General features: G+C 56.2%; 13 protein-coding genes. 10 read left to right on the forward strand and 3 right to left on the reverse strand.

The window, feature by feature from the left end; translation table 11 throughout:
- Positions 1-2: 2 nt before the first annotated feature.
- Entirely contained in the window at positions 3-596 is a 594-nt protein-coding gene (yhgN, locus tag ACMVME_RS19490) for an NAAT family transporter YhgN (protein ID WP_003861574.1), read from the reverse strand.
- A 177-nt stretch (positions 597-773) separates the two neighbouring features.
- Between yhgN and asd the strand changes: the two genes are divergently transcribed.
- The 6 genes from asd to glgP all read left to right on the forward strand — a co-directional run bounded on the left by asd (position 774) and on the right by glgP (position 11477).
- Entirely contained in the window at positions 774-1877 is a 1104-nt protein-coding gene (asd, locus tag ACMVME_RS19495) for an aspartate-semialdehyde dehydrogenase (protein ID WP_014171986.1), read from the forward strand.
- 231 nt (positions 1878-2108) lie between these two features.
- Complete coding sequence (gene glgB / locus ACMVME_RS19500; protein WP_020884557.1) at positions 2109-4295, forward strand: 1,4-alpha-glucan branching enzyme; 2187 nt, start codon at positions 2109-2111, stop codon at positions 4293-4295.
- Positions 4292-6265, forward strand: a complete 1974-nt coding sequence (glgX, locus tag ACMVME_RS19505) for a glycogen debranching protein GlgX (protein ID WP_068795410.1) — start codon at positions 4292-4294, stop codon at positions 6263-6265. The genes glgB and glgX overlap by 4 nt, the downstream gene beginning before the upstream one ends.
- 17 nt (positions 6266-6282) lie before the next feature.
- On the forward strand, positions 6283-7578 hold the full coding sequence (gene glgC / locus ACMVME_RS19510) for a glucose-1-phosphate adenylyltransferase (protein WP_020884559.1): 1296 nt from the start codon (positions 6283-6285) through the stop codon (positions 7576-7578).
- A complete protein-coding gene (glgA, locus tag ACMVME_RS19515; RefSeq protein ID WP_014171982.1) occupies positions 7578-9011 on the forward strand; it encodes a glycogen synthase GlgA in 1434 nt (477 codons plus the stop codon). The genes glgC and glgA overlap by 1 nt, the downstream gene beginning before the upstream one ends.
- A gap of 18 nt (positions 9012-9029) precedes the next feature.
- On the forward strand, positions 9030-11477 hold the full coding sequence (gene glgP, locus ACMVME_RS19520; protein ID WP_014171981.1) for a glycogen phosphorylase: 2448 nt from the start codon (positions 9030-9032) through the stop codon (positions 11475-11477).
- A gap of 87 nt (positions 11478-11564) precedes the next feature.
- Here the strand turns inward: glgP and glpD are convergent, their stop codons facing one another.
- Positions 11565-13073 (reverse strand): glycerol-3-phosphate dehydrogenase, encoded by a 1509-nt coding sequence (gene glpD / locus ACMVME_RS19525; RefSeq protein ID WP_020884561.1) that lies wholly within the window; start codon positions 13071-13073, stop codon positions 11565-11567.
- Positions 13074-13325: 252 nt separating this feature from the next.
- Between glpD and glpE the strand changes: the two genes are divergently transcribed.
- Genes glpE through ACMVME_RS19540 form a run of 3 tightly spaced genes read left to right on the forward strand, consistent with a single transcriptional unit; the run spans position 13326 to position 15311 of the window.
- Positions 13326-13658, forward strand: a complete 333-nt coding sequence (gene glpE, locus ACMVME_RS19530) for a thiosulfate sulfurtransferase GlpE (protein WP_020884562.1) — start codon at positions 13326-13328, stop codon at positions 13656-13658.
- A gap of 47 nt (positions 13659-13705) precedes the next feature.
- Complete coding sequence (gene glpG, locus ACMVME_RS19535) at positions 13706-14536, forward strand: rhomboid family intramembrane serine protease GlpG (protein ID WP_032679123.1); 831 nt, start codon at positions 13706-13708, stop codon at positions 14534-14536.
- Positions 14537-14552: 16 nt separating this feature from the next.
- Entirely contained in the window at positions 14553-15311 is a 759-nt protein-coding gene (locus ACMVME_RS19540; protein WP_008503060.1) for a DeoR/GlpR family transcriptional regulator, read from the forward strand.
- An 84-nt stretch (positions 15312-15395) separates the two neighbouring features.
- Here the strand turns inward: ACMVME_RS19540 and malT are convergent, their stop codons facing one another.
- Positions 15396-18101, reverse strand: a complete 2706-nt coding sequence (gene malT, locus ACMVME_RS19545) for an HTH-type transcriptional regulator MalT (protein WP_020884564.1) — start codon at positions 18099-18101, stop codon at positions 15396-15398.
- Positions 18102-18686: 585 nt separating this feature from the next.
- Here malT and malP point away from each other — a divergent pair.
- Positions 18687-21080, forward strand: a complete 2394-nt coding sequence (malP, locus tag ACMVME_RS19550) for a maltodextrin phosphorylase (protein ID WP_025202851.1) — start codon at positions 18687-18689, stop codon at positions 21078-21080.
- Positions 21081-21084: the final 4 nt, after the last annotated feature.

Genomic DNA, 21084 nt, shown 5'->3' on the forward strand with positions numbered 1-21084 from the left:
ACTTAGCCCTTCATCCACGCGCGGATCCCGTCCAGGAACATCTGCGTCGCCATCATCACCAGAATCAACCCCATCAGGCGCTCCAGCGCGTTTACGCCTTTCTCACCCAGCAGGCGCAGGAACAACGACGACTGCAGCAGAATGATAAACGTCCCGCCCCAGGCAATCAGCAAGGCAATCACCAGATGGCTCATCTGATTAGGGTACTGATGCGACAGCAGCATCAGCGTTGCCAGAATCGTCGGTCCGGCGACAAGGGGAATCGCCAGCGGCACAATAAACGGCTCTTCCCCCGCGGGCAGGCCGCTGCTGCTGCCTTCGGCGCTCGGGAAAATCATCTTAATCGCTATCAGGAACAGGATAATCCCACCGGAAATCGAAACCGTTTCGGCACGCAGATTCAGGAAGGCGAGGATTTTCTCACCGGCAAACAGGAAGATGAACATCACCAGCAGCGCGATAAGCAGCTCGCGGATCATGATCGCCCGACGGCGTTTGGGTTCGGTGTGCTTCAGCACCGACATGAAGATAGGCAGGTTGCCCAGAGGATCCATTATCAGGATCAATAAAACCGCCGCGGATATGATTTCACTCATTAAAATTATCCCTGAAACTCTCTATGGTTATTATGATGATTAGCGCTATTTCTGATTGGCGGGCCATCATCGATTAATTTCGCTTGCGACTTTGGCAGCATTTTGTAATGTGAAGCATATCCCAGTTGAATACTGGTTTGCACAATCAGCACACACCCTCTGCAGGAAAAAAATGCTATGAAAAACGTTGGTTTTATCGGCTGGCGCGGTATGGTCGGCTCTGTTCTCATGCAACGCATGGTTGAAGAGCGCGATTTTGACGCCATCCGCCCGGTCTTCTTCTCCACTTCCCAGCTCGGCCAGGCTGCACCTTCTTTTGGCGGCAGCACCGGTACGTTGCAGGATGCTTTCGATCTGGAAGCGCTGAAGGCACTCGACATTATTGTCACTTGCCAGGGCGGCGATTATACCAACGAAATTTATCCAAAGCTGCGTGAAAGCGGCTGGCAGGGCTACTGGATTGATGCGGCGTCTTCACTGCGCATGAAAGACGATGCCATCATCATTCTCGACCCGGTCAACCAGGACGTCATCACCGACGGCCTGAACAACGGCGTAAAAACCTTTGTCGGCGGTAACTGCACCGTCAGCCTGATGCTGATGTCCCTCGGCGGCCTGTTCGCGCAGGACCTGGTGGAGTGGGTCTCCGTGGCGACTTACCAGGCCGCGTCCGGCGGCGGTGCGCGTCATATGCGCGAGCTGCTGACGCAGATGGGCCAGTTGCACCACAGCGTTGCAACCGAACTGGCAAACCCGGCCTCCGCTATTCTCGATATCGAGCGTAAAGTCACCGAGCTGACCCGCAGCGGCGAGCTGCCGGTGGATAACTTTGGTGTACCGCTGGCCGGTGGTCTGATCCCGTGGATCGACAAACAGCTGGATAACGGCCAGACCCGCGAAGAGTGGAAAGGTCAGGCTGAGACCAACAAAATACTCAATACCGCGAACACCATTCCAGTTGACGGTCTGTGCGTACGTATCGGCGCGCTGCGCTGCCACAGCCAGGCCTTCACGATTAAACTGAAAAAAGATGTGTCGATTCCGACCGTGGAAGAGCTGCTGGCTGCACACAACCCGTGGGCGAAAGTGGTTCCAAACGATCGCGACATCACCATGCGTGAATTGACCCCGGCTGCCGTCACCGGCACGCTGACCACCCCGGTTGGTCGTCTGCGTAAGCTGAACATGGGGCCGGAGTTCCTTTCTGCATTCACCGTCGGCGACCAGCTTCTGTGGGGCGCAGCCGAGCCGCTGCGTCGCATGCTGCGCCAGCTGGCGTAATAATTTGTTAAACCCCGGGGGGTGATTTTCACCCCCTTTTCCGCGTACTACATGGAGTAAAACGCATATGTCTTATTTTTTATCAGGAGTCATTTAGAGCGTTGGCTATGCTTTAAGGAAGAGTTATTTCTTACCTGAGGTTAGGACGGGGCTGAGAGGATGCCCGTTCAGGTCACATTAAAGTCGTCCCAGGCGCTAAAAAAGGACGACATAAAAAACAGGATGAATACCATGTCCGATCGTGTGGATAGAGACGTGATTAATGCGCTTATTGCGGGTCATTTTGCCGACCCCTTTTCCGTACTGGGGATGCACCGTACCGAGGCCGGGCTGGAAGTCCGGGCACTGTTACCGGATGCCACAGAAGTGTGGGTTATCGAACCCAAAACCGGCCGCAAGGTCGGCAATCTGGAATGCCTCGATTCTCGTGGCTTCTTTTCGGGCGTAATGCCCCGACGTAAAAACCCTTTTCGTTATCAGCTTGCCGTTATCTGGCATGGCCAGCAAAATCTCATCGATGATCCCTACAGCTTTGGGCCTCTTTTACAGGAGATGGACGCGTGGCTGCTGTCTGAAGGTACCCACCTGCGACCTTATGAAACGCTGGGTGCCCATGCCGATACGATGGATGGCATCACCGGCACGCGGTTTGCCGTGTGGGCGCCTAACGCCCAGCGAGTCTCCGTTGTCGGCCAGTTCAACTACTGGGATGGCCGTCGTCACCCGATGCGTCTGCGCCGTGAAAGCGGTATCTGGGAGCTGTTTATCCCCGGCGCGCACAACGGCCAGCTGTATAAATTCGAGATGATCGATGCGCACGGCAAGCTGCGTATTAAGTCCGACCCGTACGCCTTCGAAGCGCAAATGCGTCCGGAAACCGCGTCAATGATTTGCGGCCTGCCGGAAAAAGTTGTCCAGAGTGAAGAACGCAAGCAGGCCAACCGCTTTGATGCGCCAATTTCCGTCTACGAAGTGCATCTCGGTTCCTGGCGTCGCCATACCGATAATAACTTCTGGCTCAGCTACCGGGAGCTTGCCGACCAGCTGGTTCCGTACGCGAAATGGATGGGCTTTACCCATCTTGAGCTGCTGCCAATTAATGAACACCCGTTCGACGGAAGCTGGGGTTATCAGCCGACCGGGATGTATGCCCCGACGCGTCGCTTCGGCACGCGCGATGACTTCCGCTATTTTATCAATGCCGCGCACGCCGCCGGGTTAAACGTGATCCTCGACTGGGTGCCGGGCCATTTCCCGTCCGATGATTTTAGTCTTTCAGAGTTTGACGGCACTAAGCTGTACGAGCACAGCGACCCGCGCGAAGGCTATCACCAGGACTGGAACACGCTGATCTACAACTACGGTCGTCGTGAAGTGGCAAACTACCTCGTGGGCAATGCGCTGTACTGGATTGAGCGCTTTGGCATTGATGCCCTGCGCGTTGATGCCGTGGCGTCGATGATCTACCGCGACTACAGCCGCAAAGAAGGCGAGTGGATCCCGAACGAGTATGGCGGCCGTGAAAACCTGGAAGCGATTGAGTTTCTGCGCAACACCAACCGTATTATCGGCGAGCAGGTAGAAGGTGCGGTGACGATGGCGGAAGAGTCCACCGACTTCCCTGGCGTCTCCCGTCCACCGTCAACCGGCGGACTGGGGTTCTGGTACAAATGGAACCTGGGGTGGATGCACGACACGCTCGACTACATGAAGCTGGATCCCGTCTACCGCCAGTATCACCATGACAAACTCACCTTCGGGCTGCTCTACAACTACACCGAGAACTTCATGCTGCCGCTGTCGCATGACGAAGTGGTGCATGGCAAAAAATCCATTCTCGACCGCATGCCGGGCGATGCATGGCAGAAGTTCGCCAACCTGCGCGCCTACTACGGCTGGATGTTCGCCTTCCCGGGTAAAAAACTGCTGTTTATGGGCAATGAGTTCGCCCAGGGGCGCGAGTGGAACCACGACACCAGCCTCGACTGGCATCTGCTGGAAGGGGGCGACAACTGGCACCACGGCGTGCAGCGTCTGGTGCGGGACCTGAACCTGACCTACCGTCACCACAAAGCCCTGCATGAGCTTGATTTTGACCCGTACGGTTTCGAGTGGCTGGTGGTGGATGACCATGAGCGCTCGGTGTTTGTCTTTGTGCGGCGGGATAAAGCCGGCAACGAAATTATCGTCGCCAGCAACTTTACCCCTGTACCGCGCCATCATTACCGCTTCGGGATTAACCAGGCCGGCAAGTGGCGTGAAATCCTGAATACCGATTCCACGCACTACCACGGCAGCAATGCCGGTAACGGTGGTCTGGTGCAAAGCGATGCCATTGAAAGCCACGGGCGACCAAATTCCCTGAGCCTTACGCTACCGCCGCTCAGCACCATCTGGCTGATCCGGGAGGGGGAATGACCCAGCTTACGGCAGGTAAACCCGAACCGCTCGGGGCACGTTTTGATGGAAAGGGGGTGAATTTCACGCTCTTTTCTGCCCATGCGGAGCGGGTTGAACTGTGCGTATTTGACGGCGAGGGTAATGAACATCGTTACGACCTGCCGTCTCGCACAGGAGATACCTGGCACGGCTATCTGGCCGGGGGACGGCCAGGAATGCACTACGGCTATCGCGTACACGGCCCGTGGGCACCTGCGCAGGGGCACTGGTTTAACCCGGCGAAGCTGCTGATCGATCCGTGTGCGCACCGCGTGGATGGCGAGTTTAAAGACGACCCTATTTTCCATGTCGGCTACGGTGAACCCGACCACCGCGACAGCGCCCCCGTGGCGCCTAAAAGCGTGGTGGTGAACGATCTCTACGACTGGGAAGACGATGCCCCACCGCGCACGCCGTGGGGCAACACCGTTATCTACGAGGCGCATGTTAAAGGGCTGACGTATCTGCATCCGTCAATCCCGAAAGAGATGCGCGGCACCTACAAGGCGCTCGGTCATCCGACCATGATTGCCTACCTTAAGCACCTCGGGATCACGGCCCTGGAGCTGTTGCCCGTCGCGCATTTTGCCAGTGAACCTCGTCTGCAGCGGCTGGGGCTCAGTAACTACTGGGGCTACAACCCGCTGGCGATGTTTGCGCTCGAACCCCGCTATGCCGCTCATCCGGACAAGGCGCGGGACGAGTTTCGTGATGCGGTAAAGGCGCTTCATGCGGCAGGTATTGAGGTCATTCTGGACGTGGTACTGAACCACAGTGCGGAAAGCGATCTCGATGGACCGACGCTCTCCATGCGCGGAATTGATAACCGTAGCTATTATTGGATCAGGGACGATGGCGATTACTTCAACTGGACCGGTTGCGGTAACACGCTCAATCTCAGCCACCCGGCGGTCATGCATTTCGCGTATGAATGCCTGAAGTACTGGGTGGACACGTTCCACGTCGACGGTTTTCGTTTTGATCTGGCACCCGTTATGGGGCGTACGCCGGCCTTCAGCCAGCAGGCGCCGCTGTTTGAAGCGATCAAAAACTGTCCGGTGCTGTCACAGGTGAAGCTCATTGCCGAGCCGTGGGACATCGGTGAAGGGGGTTATCAGGTCGGGAATTTCCCGCCCCTGTTTGCCGAGTGGAACGATCACTATCGCGATGCCGCGCGCCGCTTCTGGCTGGAACGGAATCTGTCGCTGGGTGAGTTCGCCGGACGCTTTGCCGGGTCCAGCGATCTTTTTAAGCGCGATGGCAAACTACCGTCTGCGACGATCAACCTGCTGACGGCGCACGACGGTTTTACGCTCCGGGACTGCGTTTGTTTCAATCAGAAACACAATGAAGCGAACGGCGAGGAGAATCGCGATGGCACTAACAATAACCATAGCTTCAATCATGGTATAGAAGGGTTAGGCGGAAGCCTTGATGTTATCGAGCGGCGACGCGCCAGCGTGCATGCGCTGCTGACAACGCTGTTATTGTCGCAGGGCACGCCGATGCTGCTGGCAGGCGATGAACATGGTCACAGTCAGCATGGTAACAACAATGCGTATTGCCAGGACAACACGTTGACCTGGCTCGACTGGGGTGAAGCGAACAGCGGGTTGATTCACTTTACCGCTGCGCTGATCCATCTTCGCCAGCAAATTCCCGCGCTCACCGCCGATCGCTGGTGGGAAGAGGGCGACGGTAATGTCCGCTGGCTGAATCAAGACGCGCAACCCTTAAGCGCGCAAGAGTGGCAACACGGCGTACCACGCCTGCAAATCCTGCTTTCGGAGAGGTGGCTGGTCACGCTGAACGCGACGGATGACGTCGCTGAGATTGTTTTACCTGACGGGGAATGGCGCGCTGTTCCCCCATTTGCCGGAGCGGATAATCCGGTAGTAATGGCTGTCTGGCACGGGCCTGCGCACGGAGTGTGCGTATTCCAAAGATGATAAAAAAGGAGTTAGTCATGGTTAGATTAGAGAAGAACGATCCCTTAATGTTGGCACGCCAGCTACCATTAAAAACTGTTGCCCTGATACTCGCAGGCGGGCGTGGTACTCGTCTGAAAGATTTGACCATCAAACGCGCCAAACCTGCCGTCCACTTTGGTGGTAAGTTCCGTATTATCGACTTTGCGCTCTCCAACTGCCTGAACTCAGGCATTCGCCGCATTGGCGTCATTACGCAGTATCAGTCACATACTCTGGTGCAGCACATCCAGCGCGGCTGGTCATTCTTCAGTGAAGAGATGAATGAGTTTGTCGATCTTCTGCCTGCCCAGCAGCGCGTTCACGGTGAGAACTGGTATCGCGGGACGGCGGATGCGGTGACGCAAAACCTCGACATTATTCGCCGTTATAACGCGGAATACATTGTGATCCTCGCGGGCGATCATATCTACAAGCAAGACTACTCCCACATGCTGATCGACCACGTCGAAAAAGGGGCGCGTTGCACCGTGGCATGCCTGCCCGTGCCTGTTGCTGAGGCGACGGCATTTGGGGTGATGCACGTCGACGCCGACGACAAGATTATCGATTTTGTCGAAAAACCGGCGAACCCACCGACAATGCCAGGGGACGATACCAAATCGCTCGCCAGCATGGGGATCTATGTCTTTGATGCCGATTATCTTTACGCGCTGCTGGAAGAAGACGACAAAGACGAAAACTCCAGCCACGACTTCGGCAAAGACATCATTCCGAAAATTACCAAAGCTGGCATGGCGTATGCACATCCCTTCCCGTTGTCCTGCGTGCAGTCTGATCCGAATGCTGAACCTTACTGGCGCGACGTCGGAACGCTGGAGGCCTACTGGAAGGCAAACCTCGATCTCGCGTCGGTGACGCCTGAACTGGATATGTACGACCAGAACTGGCCAATCCGTACCCACATGGAATCGCTGCCGCCGGCGAAATTCGTTCAGGACCGCTCCGGCAGTCACGGCATGACGCTGAACTCGCTGGTGTCCGGCGGATGCATTATCTCGGGGTCGGTGGTGGTGCAGTCGGTGCTGTTCCCCCGCGTGCGCGTGAACTCATTCTGTAATATTGATTCGGCGGTGCTGCTGCCGGATGTCTGGGTCGGACGCTCATGCCGTCTGCGCCGTTGCGTTATCGACCGTGCCTGCGTCATACCTGAAGGCATGGTGATTGGTGAAAATGCGGAAGAAGACGCGCGTCGTTTCTACCGTTCGGAAGAGGGGATCGTGTTAGTAACACGGGAAATGTTGCGGAAGCTGCAGGTCAAACAGGAGCGATAATGCAGGTTTTACATGTATGTTCTGAGATGTTCCCGTTGTTAAAAACGGGCGGTCTGGCGGATGTTCTTGGCGCATTGCCTGCGGCGCAAATCGCCGGGGGTGTAGATACCCGAGTTCTGTTGCCCGCTTTTCCGGATATCCGGCGTGGTATTCCAGATGCAAAGGTGGTCACTCGTCGTGAAACCTTCGCCGGACGCATCACCCTGCTGTTTGGACATTACAATGGCGTAGGCATTTACCTGATTGATGCGCCGCATTTATACGATCGACCGGGTAGCCCGTATCACGATACGAACCTGTTCGCCTATACCGACAACGTGCTGCGTTTCGCACTGCTCGGCTGGGTCGGTGCTGAAATGGCAACCGGGCTGGATCCGTTCTGGCGCCCGAATGTGGTACACGCTCACGACTGGCACGCCGGGCTTGCACCGGCGTATCTGGCGGCGCGCGGCCACCCGGCGAAATCGGTCTTTACCGTTCACAACCTGGCGTATCAGGGCATGTACTATGCCCATCACATGAATGACATCGATCTGCCATGGTCGTTCTATAACATGCACGGGCTGGAGTTTAACGGGCAGATTTCGTTCCTGAAAGCCGGCATCTACTACGCCGATCACATTACGGCCGTGAGCCCGACCTACGCCCGGGAAATTACCCAGCCGGAGTTTGGTAACGGTCTGGAAGGGTTGCTGCGACAGCGCCATCGTGAGGGCCGCCTGTCGGGGATCCTCAACGGTGTTGATGAGCAGATCTGGAATCCGGAGACCGATCTTCTGCTGGCGGCACGCTATGGCCGCGATTCCGTGGAAGACAAAGCGGAAAACAAACGCCAGCTGCAGATTGCGATGGGGCTGAAGGTGAACGATAAAGTGCCGCTGTTCGCCGTCGTCAGCCGTCTGACCAGCCAGAAAGGGCTGGATTTAGTGCTGGAGGCGCTGCCGGGCTTACTGGAGCAGGGGGGACAACTGGCGCTGCTCGGTGCCGGCGACCCGGTGCTGCAGGAAGGTTTCCTTGCGGCAGCGGCGGAACACCCCGGGCAGGTAGGGGTGCAGATTGGCTATCACGAAGCGTTTTCGCACCGGATTATGGGCGGTGCTGACGTCATTCTGGTGCCGAGTCGTTTCGAACCGTGTGGCCTGACGCAGCTCTATGGCCTGAAATACGGCACGCTGCCGCTGGTACGTCGTACTGGCGGGCTGGCGGATACCGTATCGGACAGTTCTCTGGAAAACCTTGCGGACGGTATCGCCAGCGGGTTTGTCTTTGAGGACAGTAATGCCTGGTCGCTGCTGCGGGCGATTCGGCGTGCTTTCGTCTTGTGGTCCCGTCCATCTCTGTGGCGTTACGTTCAGCGTCAGGCGATGTCTCTGGACTTTGGCTGGCACGTTGCGGCGCAGTCATACCGCGACCTTTATCAACGCTTGATGTAACGAGGCGAAGTTACTGATATGAATGCTCCTTTTAGCTATTCTTCACCCACGCTCAGCGTTGAGGCGTTAAAGCACTCTATCGCCTATAAGCTGATGTTCACCATCGGGAAAGACCCGGTCATCGCCAACAAACACGAGTGGCTGAACGCCACGCTGTTTGCCGTGCGTGACCGCTTAGTGGAACGCTGGCTGCGCTCTAACCGCGCCCAGCTCTCGCAGGAAACGCGGCAGGTTTATTACCTGTCGATGGAATTTTTGATTGGCCGCACGCTGTCCAATGCGCTGTTGTCGCTCGGTATCTATGACGACGTCAAAACCGCACTGGAAGAGATGGGGTTAGATTTAGAAGAGCTGATTGACGAAGAGAATGACCCGGGCCTCGGTAACGGCGGCCTGGGGCGTCTGGCCGCCTGTTTCCTGGACTCGCTGGCGACGCTGGCCCTGCCGGGCCGCGGCTACGGGATTCGCTACGACTACGGCATGTTCAAGCAGAACATTGTGGAAGGCCGACAGAAAGAGTCTCCGGACTACTGGCTTGAGTACGGCAACCCGTGGGAATTCAAACGACACAACACGCGCTACAAAGTGCGCTTTGGTGGCCGTATTCAGCAGGAGGGAAAAAAATCCCGCTGGGTTGAGACGGAAGAGATCCTGGCCGTGGCCTATGACCAGATTATCCCCGGCTACGACACCGATGCCACCAATACCCTGCGCCTGTGGAGCGCCCAGGCCAGTAGCGAAATCAACCTCGGTAAATTCAACCAGGGCGACTATTTTGCGGCGGTGGAAGATAAAAACCACTCTGAAAACGTCTCCCGCGTACTTTATCCGGATGACTCGACCTATTCCGGACGCGAACTGCGTCTGCGTCAGGAGTATTTCCTTGTGTCCGCGACGATTCAGGACATCCTGAGCCGTCATTATCAGCTGCACAAAACCTACAGTAACCTGGCGGAAAAAACCGCCATTCACCTCAACGACACCCACCCGGTGCTTTCGATCCCCGAGCTTATGCGTCTGCTGATCGACGAGCACAAATTCAGCTGGGATGATGCGTTTGAAGTGACCTGCCAGGTCTTCTCGTACACCAACCACACCCTGATGAGCGAAGCGCTGGAAACCTGGCCGGTCGACATGCTCGGTAAAATTTTGCCACGCCATCTGCAGATTATCTTTGAGATTAACGACTACTTCCTGAAGACGCTGCAGGAGCAGTATCCGAACGATACTGGCCTGCTGAGCCGGGCTTCAATCATTGATGAATCCAACGGTCGCCGCGTGCGTATGGCCTGGCTGGCGGTGGTGATCAGTCACAAGGTGAACGGGGTTTCCGGACTGCACTCGAACCTGATGGTGCAGTCGCTGTTTGCTGATTTCGCGAAGATCTTCCCGACGCGTTTTTGCAACGTGACGAACGGTGTTACCCCGCGTCGCTGGCTGGCGCTGGCTAACCAGCCGCTCTCCGACGTCCTGGACGAACATATTGGCCGCACCTGGCGTACCGATTTGAGTCAGCTGGGCGAGCTTGAACAGCACCTGGATTTCCCGGCGGTGAACAAAGCCGTGCGTGAAGCCAAGCTTCTGAACAAGAAGCGGCTGTCGGTGTATCTTGCGCTGCACCTGAACGTGGTGGCCAACCCGAAAGCGTTGTTTGATGTGCAAATCAAGCGTATCCATGAGTACAAGCGACAGCTTATGAACGTGCTGCACGTCATCACGCACTACAATCGCATCAAAGCCGACCCAACGGCCGACTGGGTGCCACGGGTGAAAATCTTTGCCGGTAAGGCGGCGTCGGCATACTACATGGCGAAGCACATTATTCATCTCATCAATGATGTGGCGAAGGTGGTCAACAACGATCCGGATATCGGTGACAAGCTGAAGGTGGTCTTTGTCCCGAACTACAGTGTGAGTCTGGCGCAGCTGATCATTCCGGCGGCGGACCTGTCTGAGCAGATTTCCACGGCCGGTACGGAAGCCTCTGGCACCAGTAATATGAAGTTTGCCCTGAATGGCGCACTGACCATCGGTACGCTGGATGGCGCGAACGTTGAGATGCTGGAACATGTCGGGGCAGAAAATATCTTTATCTTCGGTAACACGACGGAGGAGGTGGAGGCGCTTCGCAGGAAGGGCTACTCGCCGCGCGAGTACTACGAAGAAGATGAAGAGCTGCGCCAGGTGTTGACGCAAATCGCCACCGGCGTGTTTAACCCTGAAGAGCCGAGCCGCTATCGCGATCTGGTCGATTCACTGATTAACTTTGGTGACCACTATCAGGTGCTGGCGGATTACCGCAGCTATGTCGACTGTCAGGACAACGTGGACGAGTTGTACCGTCAGCAGGAGAAGTGGACCAGCGCCGCGATGCATAACATCGCCAATATGGGGTATTTCTCATCAGACCGTACTATCAAAGAATATGCTGAAACTATCTGGCATATCGATCCCGTGCGGTTATAAAAAAACAGAGCCGGGTGGCGGCTTCGCCTGACCCGGCTTATGCGATCTGCTGGCCCGGGAAGCGTAACGCCACCGGGCTTTTTTACATCACGATGCTAATGACAGCTCACGCTTTCCCGCGTTCTGCGCCAGCCACTGCGCCACGCGCGACTGCTGCTCGGCATCCAGCCACATCCCTTCTTTGGTACGACGCCAGATGGCATCATCCAGGCGGCGCACCCACTCGTTCTCAACCAGATAGCGCAGTTCGGCTTCGTAGAGTTCGTGACCGAAATGTTCACCCAGGTCGGCAAGCGTTTTGGCTTCACCCAGGATCCATTCCGTATTACTGCCGTAGGTACGGGCGTAGTGACGCGCCATCCCTTCGGTGATGAACGGGTAGCGACGGCGCAGTTTCGCGGCATAATCATCGCGGTTATCCCCGATATCGCCGCCAGGCAATACGGCACCTTTAGTCCAGGCCGGGCCAATGCCTTTGTAGTACGGCACCAGTTTTTCCAGCGCGTGTTCGGCCAGCTTACGATAGGTAGTGAGCTTGCCGCCAAAGACCGACAGCAGCGGTGCCTGGCCGTCCACGTCATGAATATCCAGCGTATAGTCGCGGGTGATGGCCTGCGGTGAGTCCGATTCGTCATCACACAGCGGACGCACACCGGAGTAGGTCCAGACCACGTCATCGCGTGCCAGCTGTTTTTTGAAGTGCGCGTTATACACTTTCAGCAGGTAGCTGACTTCACTTTCGTCGATCTCGACATTTTTCGGATCGCCTTTGTACTCCACGTCGGTGGTGCCGATGATGGAGAACTCGTCCATCCACGGGATCACAAACACGATACGTTTATCTTCGTTTTGCAGGATATAGGCCTGCTTCTGGGTATGCACGCGTGGCACGACAATGTGGCTGCCTTTGATCAGGCGGATGCCGTACGGCGAAGGCAGGTGCATTCCCTCATCAAAGAACTGTTTCACCCACGGACCGGTGGCGTTTACCAGGCCGCGCGCTTTCCAGCTGAACTTCTCGCCGGTATCCACGTCTTCCGCTTCAACAACCCACAGGCCGTTTTCACGACGGGCAGCCGTGGCGCGGGTGCGGGTTTTCACCTCGCCGCCCTTTTTCACCACCATCTGCGCATTGGCAAGAACCAGACGCGCATCGTCTACCCAGCAGTCGGAATATTCGAATCCGCGCACGATTTCAGGTTTAAGGACCGATTCTGAGCCAAAACGCAAACCGGTCGATCCTGGCAGGCTGGTACGTTTGCCCAGATGATCGTACATAAACAGACCGATTCGAATCATCCACGCCGGACGCAGATGCGGGCGGTGGGGCAGGCGAAAGCGCATCGGAATCGCCAGATGCGGGGCCATTTTCAGCAGCACTTCACGTTCGGCCAGGGCTTCGCTGACCAGGCGGAATTCGTAGTGTTCCAGGTAGCGCAGGCCACCGTGGATCAGTTTGGAGCTGGCGGACGAGGTCGCGCAGGCGAGATCGTTAGCTTCCAGCATCAGCACGGATAAACCGCGTCCTGCAGCATCGGCCGCAATCCCGGCACCGTTGATGCCACCGCCTATCACAATCAGATCTTTGGTTTCCATAACACCCTCACGCACTTTCGTTAAAGCTCAGAAATGTTCGATATCGCTCATAATAGCAAAGGAACGCGCTTTTGGTAACATCAAAAAAACAATTTAGAGTGATATGGATAACATAATGGCGTTTACCCGCCGCCAGGACGTACACTACGGGGTAAAATAGTGCCGCTTGATGCCCTCGCCCAACCTTCTCACTTCAGGAGAGAGTGGGGGTGAGAGGAAGCGCACCACACCTGAATATAAGATGAGAGCACCATGGATCAGTTTGAATGTATTAACGTAGAAGAAGCCCATCAGAAAATGCACCAGGGAACGGCTGTGCTGGTGGACATCCGCGATCCACAGAGCTTTGCGATGGGCCACACGCCAGGCGCGTTCCACCTGACCAACGACTCCCTGGGCGCGTTTATGCGCGATAACGACTTCGACACGCCGGTGATGGTCATGTGCTACCACGGCAACAGCAGTAAAGGTGCAGCGCAGTACCTGCTTCAGCAGGGCTACGATGCGGTTTACAGCGTCGATGGCGGCTTCGATGCCTGGCATCGTCATTTCCCGGCAGAAGTTGAATACGCGTTTGAGCGCTGATACCGCTATACTGTCCCCTTTTGTGTGGAAATAAGCGACGGCTGCCCATGTTGATGATCACCTCTTTTACCAACCCGCGCGTCGCCCAGGCGTTTGTCGACTATATGGCGACGCAGGGCGTTATTCTGACCATCCAGCAACATCATCAGACCGATGTGTGGCTGGCCGACGAGAGCCAGGCCGCGAGGGTAAATGAGGAGCTGGCGCGATTCCTTGAGAACCCCGGCGACCCGCGCTATCTGGCCGCAAGCTGGCAATCAGGCCAGACGGGCAGCGGGCTGCACTATCGTCGTTTTCCCTTCTTTGCCACCGTGCGCGAACGCGCGGGTCCGTTTACGCTGCTGCTGATGGCCGCCTGCATTATCGTGTTCATTATGATGAACGTGGTCGGCGACCAGAGCGTCATGATCGCCCTGGCATGGCCCTATGATCCTTCACTGGACGTTGACGTCTGGCGCTATTTTACCCATGCGCTGATGCACTTCTCGGTGATGCATATTCTCTTTAACCTGCTGTGGTGGTGGTACCTTGGCGGTGCCGTCGAGAAGCGTCTGGGCAGCGGGAAGCTGATTGTGATCACCGTCATCAGTGCCCTGTTGAGTGGCTATGTGCAGCACAAATTCAGCGGCCCGTGGTTTGGCGGATTATCAGGTGTTGTGTATGCCCTGATGGGCTATGTCTGGCTCAGAGGTGAGCGCGATCCTGAAAGTGGCATCTATCTGCAACGCGGGTTAATAACCTTTGCATTAATATGGCTAATTGCCGGATGGTTTGATCTGTTTGGTATGTCTATCGCCAATGGTGCACACGTCACCGGGCTGGCCGTTGGGCTGGCGATGGCGTTTGCCGACACGCTCCATGCGCGAAAACGAACATAATTCTCAGGGATAATTGATGAAACAAACACAACGTCATGACGCCATTATCGAACTGGTTAAAAAACAGGGATATGTCAGTACCGAAGAGCTGGTCGAGCAGTTTGCCGTCAGCCCGCAGACCATTCGTCGTGACCTGAACGACCTTGCCGATCAAAACCGTATTCTGCGCCACCACGGCGGGGCGGCGCTGCCGTCCAGCTCGGTCAACACCTCATGGCATGACCGTAAAGCCACGCAAACGGCGGAAAAAGAGCGCATTGCGCGGAAAGTCGCCAGCCAGATCCCTAACGGGGCGACGCTGTTTATTGATATCGGCACCACGCCGGAAGCGGTCGCCCATGCGCTGCTGGATCATGAAAACCTGCGCGTTGTGACCAATAACCTGAATGTCGCGAATACCCTGATGCAGAAAGACGATTTCCGCATCATCCTTGCGGGCGGCGAGTTGCGCAGCCGCGACGGCGGCATCATCGGTGAAGCGACGCTCGACTTTATCTCTCAGTTCCGTCTCGATTTCGGCATTCTCGGGATCAGCGGTATCGACAGCGATGGCTCCCTGCTGGAGTTTGATTATCATGAAGTCCGCACCAAGCGCGCGATTATTGAGAATTCACGCCACGTTATGCTCGTGGTGGACCACTCCAAGTTTGGCCGTAACGCGATGGTGAATATGGGCAGCATCAGCATGGTTGATGCGGTTTATACCGACGTGATGCCGCCGGCAGGCGTGATGCAGGTGATTAAGGATAATAATCTGCAGCTGGAACTGTGCTGACGTAAAAGCAAAACGGCAACCGAAGGTTGCCGTTTTTAGTTTCTGCAAAACAGGCCCGGGTGAGGGCACCCACGCGCACCGGAATTACACGCCGTACCCCATCATCTTCAGCAGCTGCTGTGCATGCTGCACCGCATCCTGACGATGGGCGACGCCAAGCTTCTGATAGAGATTACGGATATGGGTTTTGATGGTCGTCGCCGCCACCGCCAGTTCACCGGCGATCTGCTCGTTGCTGTAGCCTGAGTAGATCAGCCCCAGCACCTGCCATTCGCGCTGAGTGAGCGGGCTGGTGCGGATCAGTTCCGGTACTTCCGGATGGTTCAGCAGACGTTCAACGAAGTTCTCATCAAAGTGCGCAAACTTATGGCGATGGTGCTGGTTAATCTCGCGCAGAATACGCTGGGCACGATGCTGATCCAGCTCTGGCAGCGTATTGAGTTGAATCAACTGTCGCAGCTGCTGGGCCATCACTTCACCTTCAATGACAAAGTGGCTGATAAACCCGGTGCGGTTCGCCAGCTGCAGCGCTTCCAGCAGGACGCGCTGGGCATCGTTTTTGCGGCCCGCCTGCCAGTAAAGCTGGTTCAGCAGAAGCAGGTTGCGGTTGAGATCGCTCATCAGCCGCAGGCTGCGGGCGTTTTCATTAAGCTCTTCCAGCACGATTTCGGCAGGTTCTAATTCACCGAGCAGGATCTGGACGCGGGCAATGTTGCGCCACTGGCTCTGCAGGAAGTGGTTGTTGGCAAATTCCGGTTTAGGGGTCTGACGTAACCAGTTGGCGGCGGATTTTTTGTCGCCGGTCATCTGCCAGTAAATCACCCGCACCTTATCGGCGTTGGACACCCAGTCGCTGTGGTACTGACCGTTACCGAGCAGGTTTTCCAGACGGTTAAGGTGGTTGCGGGCGTTATCGAGATCGCCACGCGCCAGCGAGCACTGAACCAGCAGCGCCAGACACTGCAATTGCTGCTGTGGCTGGAAGCTGGAGAGAACGTCCACACCCTGACGGGCGCAGCTTTCCGCTTCATCCAGACGCGACCATGCCCAAAGGAGCTGTGCACGAATGCGCAGCAGGAACTCGTGCATCGGCAGCTGTTCCAGATGCTGCTCACGAATCAGCTGGAAGGCCTTTTCCTGATTTTCCCAGGCGGCCTGCAGGAACCCCTGCGCAAACAAAATTTCACTTTGCTGGATCAGGCTCCACAGCGCGTAATGCCAGACATCGTGGCGGCGGGCCATCTGTTCAGTTTGTTGCATGAGCGAAAGGGAGCGCGTCAGCTCGCCTTTGCAGTGCAGAACTTCACCGTGTACCGAGGTGGCAACAATACGGCTGTAGAAATTGGCCAGCGGCAGTTCATCCAGCGCAACCATCGCCAGGCGCTCTGCCTCTTCCGGGTCACCGTCGTTAATCGCCACCTGCGCCCGCAGGGCGTTGAATTCGCCGTGCAGGGTGGCATCCATATCGCTTTCCATCTCCTGCTCGGCACGTGCCAGCAGGGTATTTACTTCACTGTAGCGATGCTGGCTCTGCATCAGCCAGGCCTGCAGCAGCACCAGGCGCGGATTCTCCAGCAGGCTCTCCCACGGCAGGGCTTTCAGTGACTCTTCAAGCAACGTCAGCTCGCTGTGGTTAAACAAGCCCCATGCGTGGTTAAGGAGGATATCGCGCAGCATGCCGGCATCACCGGCGGCAAGCGCGTGGTGAATCGCCTCGCTCGGGAAACCTTGGGCCATCCAGCTTTCGGCGGCGGCGCGATGGATTTCCGGCAGTTCCGTCGCAAGCTCCCACTGACAGCGCTGGCGCAGGAAGCTGCCGAACAGTGGGTGATAGCTGAACCACTCGCCGGGATCGTCCATTCGGGTCAGGAACAGGCCCTGGCGTTCAATCTCTTCCAGCTGCAGCTGACCGTTTTCACAGCCGGTCACGCGCACGATCAGCGCGTCGTTCATGGAACGCAGCAGAGAACTTTTGAGCAGGAAATTTCGGGTCGACGGATCAACGCTGTTCAGCACTTCGTCGACGAGATAATCAGAAAGATGGCTCGCGTTAATCCCCGCCAGGCGACGCGCAGACTGGTGCGTTGGGCTGTTATTTTGCCGGGCAGAGAGGGCAATCAGCTGCAGCGCCGTCGCCCAGCCGGCGACATCATCACACAGGCGGCTGCTTTCGGAGGCCTCAATTGGCGAGTTCAGTCGACAGTCAAAGAACTGTTTGGCTTCCTGATGGGTAAAGGCCAGCTGCTGGCTGCCGACTTCCAGTAGCTGATCGCGCACGCGCAGGTTGGCGATGCCCAGTTGCGGCAGGTTACGCGACAGCACGACCAGGGTCAGGTTTTCCGGCTGATGACGCAGGAAGAAACGCATCGATTCATGGATAACCGGGTTAGTGATGAGATGATAATCATCAATCACCACGTACAGCGGGCGATGCCATTCGGCCAGTTCGATAAACAGCTGTGAGAAAAGGGAAGACAGGCTGGCGTACTGGCGCTTTTGCACCATGACCTCACTGGCGACGCAGTGTCCGTTGGTTGCCTGCTGAATGGCAGCAATCAGATAGCTGGCAAAACGCTCTTGCTGGTTATCGCCCTCATCAAGGGAGTACCAGCCAAGGTCGCTCTTACCTGCGGCCCATTGCGAAATGAGCGTTGTTTTTCCATAACCTGCAGGGCTCGTAACCAGCGCCAGTCGGAAATTATGCGCGCCGGAAAGTTTAGCCAGCAGACGCTCGCGGACCACTGTATGGTCAAGACGAACCGGGCGACTTAATTTAGACGGAATCAACATAGTTTTCACTTCACTGTGGGGAACGAGAGAATTTATTTTTTTTGCGCTTCGTAATTAATAGCTATAAGGTCGGCCAGAAAGAGAACTATTGCAAGTTATGTCTGGGTTTTGTGGCTCTGAATTTGCACTCTGTCACAAAACATTCAGGCGAGTACCGGAACTTTTCCAGAATGGCTTTAACACCGCGTCAGCGCTGGCTTGTCCCAGTGTCACACGGTTACGCTGAAACTGGTTTCAGAAAGGTATAGTGACGTCAAATTTAATAAAGTTCGGGTAAAGTTGAGTGAGATTAATAATCCCCTTAGGTAAGGCCCCATTGCAGAAATATTATTCTGCGTAAGTAATCATTTCGTCGCGGATTAATTTCATCCGAAACTGTATTTCATTTTTTTGACATTCTCCCCGGTTATCTTTTTTTCTTCCTGGCACACTCACACTATGCTCTCAGAGTGGCCTTGATCACACTTTTATGCTCATCCCCGCTACTCCTCCCTGCCTAATCCCCTGCGGGATGAGGAAGAGGCGAAATGAGCCTGGCACACTAGCGCCAACATGTGTTTTCTCTCTACAGGATGCCAATTCCCTATGTCACAGCCTACCTTTAACAAAGCTCAATTCCAGGCTGCCCTGACGCGTCAGTGGCAGCGTTTTGGCCTTCACGCTGCAAACGAGATGACGCCTCACCAGTGGTGGCAGGCAGTGAGCGGTGCGCTCGCGGAGCAACTGGATGCTCAACCGTTGGCAAAACCGGCGAAAGACCAGCGCCACGTTAACTACATCTCAATGGAGTTCCTGATTGGCCGTCTGACAGGTAACAACCTGCTGAACCTCGGCTGGTATCAGGAGGTGGGTGATGTGCTGAAAGAGCATGACATTAACCTGACCGACCTGCTGGAAGAAGAGATTGACCCGGCGCTGGGTAACGGTGGTCTGGGACGTCTGGCGGCCTGTTTCCTTGACTCGATGGCCACCGTCGGTCAGTCGGCCATTGGCTACGGTCTGAACTACCAGTACGGCCTGTTCCGTCAGTCGTTTGCTGATGGTCATCAGATGGAAGCGCCGGATGACTGGCACCGCAATACTTACCCCTGGTTCCGCCACAATGCACAGCTTGATGTGCAGGTGGGCATTGGTGGTAAAGTCACGAAGCAGGGGCTGTGGGAGCCTGCGTTTACCCTGACCGGCGAAGCCTGGGATCTGCCGGTGCTGGGCTACCGTAACGGCGTGGCGCAACCGCTGCGTCTGTGGCAGGCAAAGCATGCTCATCCCTTCAACCTGACCAAATTCAACGACGGCGATTTCCTGCGTGCCGAGCAGCAGGGGATCGACGCTGAGAAACTGACCAAAGTCCTTTACCCGAACGACAACCATCTGGCGGGCAAGAAACTGCGTCTGATGCAGCAGTACTTCCAGTGTGCCTGTTCCATTGCGGATATTCTGCGTCGTCATCACCTGGCGGGCCGCAAGCTGGCGCAGCTGCCGGACTTCGAAGTGATCCAGCTTAACGATACGCACCCGACGATTGCGATTCCTGAACTGCTGCGCGTGCTGATTGACGAGCACCAGCTGAGCTGGGATGACGCGTGGGCGATCACCAGCCGTACGTTTGCCTACACCAACCACACCCTGATGCCTGAAGCGCTGGAGTGCTGGGATGAGAAGCTGGTGAAAGCCCTGCTGCCGCGTCATATGCAGATCATCAACAAGATTAACGACGCGTTTAAAAAGCAAGTGGATAAAACCTGGCCGGGCGACAAAGCGGTGTGGGCGAAGCTGGCTGTGGTACATGACAAACAGGTGCGCATGGCGAACATGTGCGTGGTAAGCGGTTTTGCGGTGAACGGTGTGGCGGCGCTGCACTCGGATCTGGTGGTGAAAGACCTGTTCCCGGAATACCACCAGCTGTGGCCGACCAAATTCCATAACGTGACTAACGGCATCACGCCGCGTCGCTGGATTAAGCAGTGCAACCCGCTGCTGGCTGGCCTGCTGGACAAAACCCTGAAGAAAGAGTGGGCCAACGATCTGGACCAGCTTATCAATCTGGAAAAGTATGCCGACGACGCGGCATTCCGCGAGCAGTACCGCGCCATTAAGCTCGAAAACAAAGTGCGTCTGGCGCATTTTGTCAAAGCGCGTACCGGGATTGAGATCAACCCGAACGCCATTTTCGATATTCAGATCAAACGTCTGCATGAGTACAAACGCCAGCACCTGAACCTGCTGCATATTCTGGCGCTGTATAAAGAGATCCGCGAGAACCCGCAGGCTGACCGCGTACCGCGCGTGTTCCTGTTTGGGGCGAAAGCCGCACCGGGCTACTACCTGGCGAAAAACATTATCCTCGCCATTAATAAAGTGGCCGCGGCCATCAATAACGATCCGAAAGTGGGTGACAAGCTGAAGGTGGTGTTCCTGCCGGACTACTGCGTCTCTGCAGCTGAGATGCTGATCCCGGCGGCGGATATCTCCGAGCAGATCTCCACGGCAGGGAAAGAAGCTTCCGGTACCGGCAACATGAAGCTGGCGCTGAACGGTGCGCTGACCGTCGGTACGCTCGACGGCGCGAACGTCGAGATCGCCGAAAAGGTGGGGGAAGAGAACATCTTTATCTTCGGCCATACCGTCGAAGAAGTGAAAGCCCTCAAAGCCAAAGGTTACGACCCGGTGAAATGGCGTAAGAAAGACAAAGTTCTTGATGCGGTTCTGAAAGAGCTGGAAAGCGGTAAGTACAGCGATGGCGATAAACATGCCTTTGACCAGATGCTGCACAGCATGGACAAACACGGCGGTGACCCGTATCTGGTCATGGCGGACTTTACGGCCTATGTGGACGCGCAAAAACAGGTCGACGTGCTGTATCGCGACCAGGAAGCGTGGACCCGGGCGTGCATTCTGAACACCGCCCGCTGCGGGATGTTCAGTTCTGACCGCTCAATCCGTGATTATCAGGCTCGTATCTGGCAGGCAAAACGCTAAGGAA

This window comes from Enterobacter cloacae complex sp. 2024EL-00711 (genome assembly GCF_047529885.1).
Classification (GTDB): domain Bacteria; phylum Pseudomonadota; class Gammaproteobacteria; order Enterobacterales; family Enterobacteriaceae; genus Enterobacter; species Enterobacter ludwigii.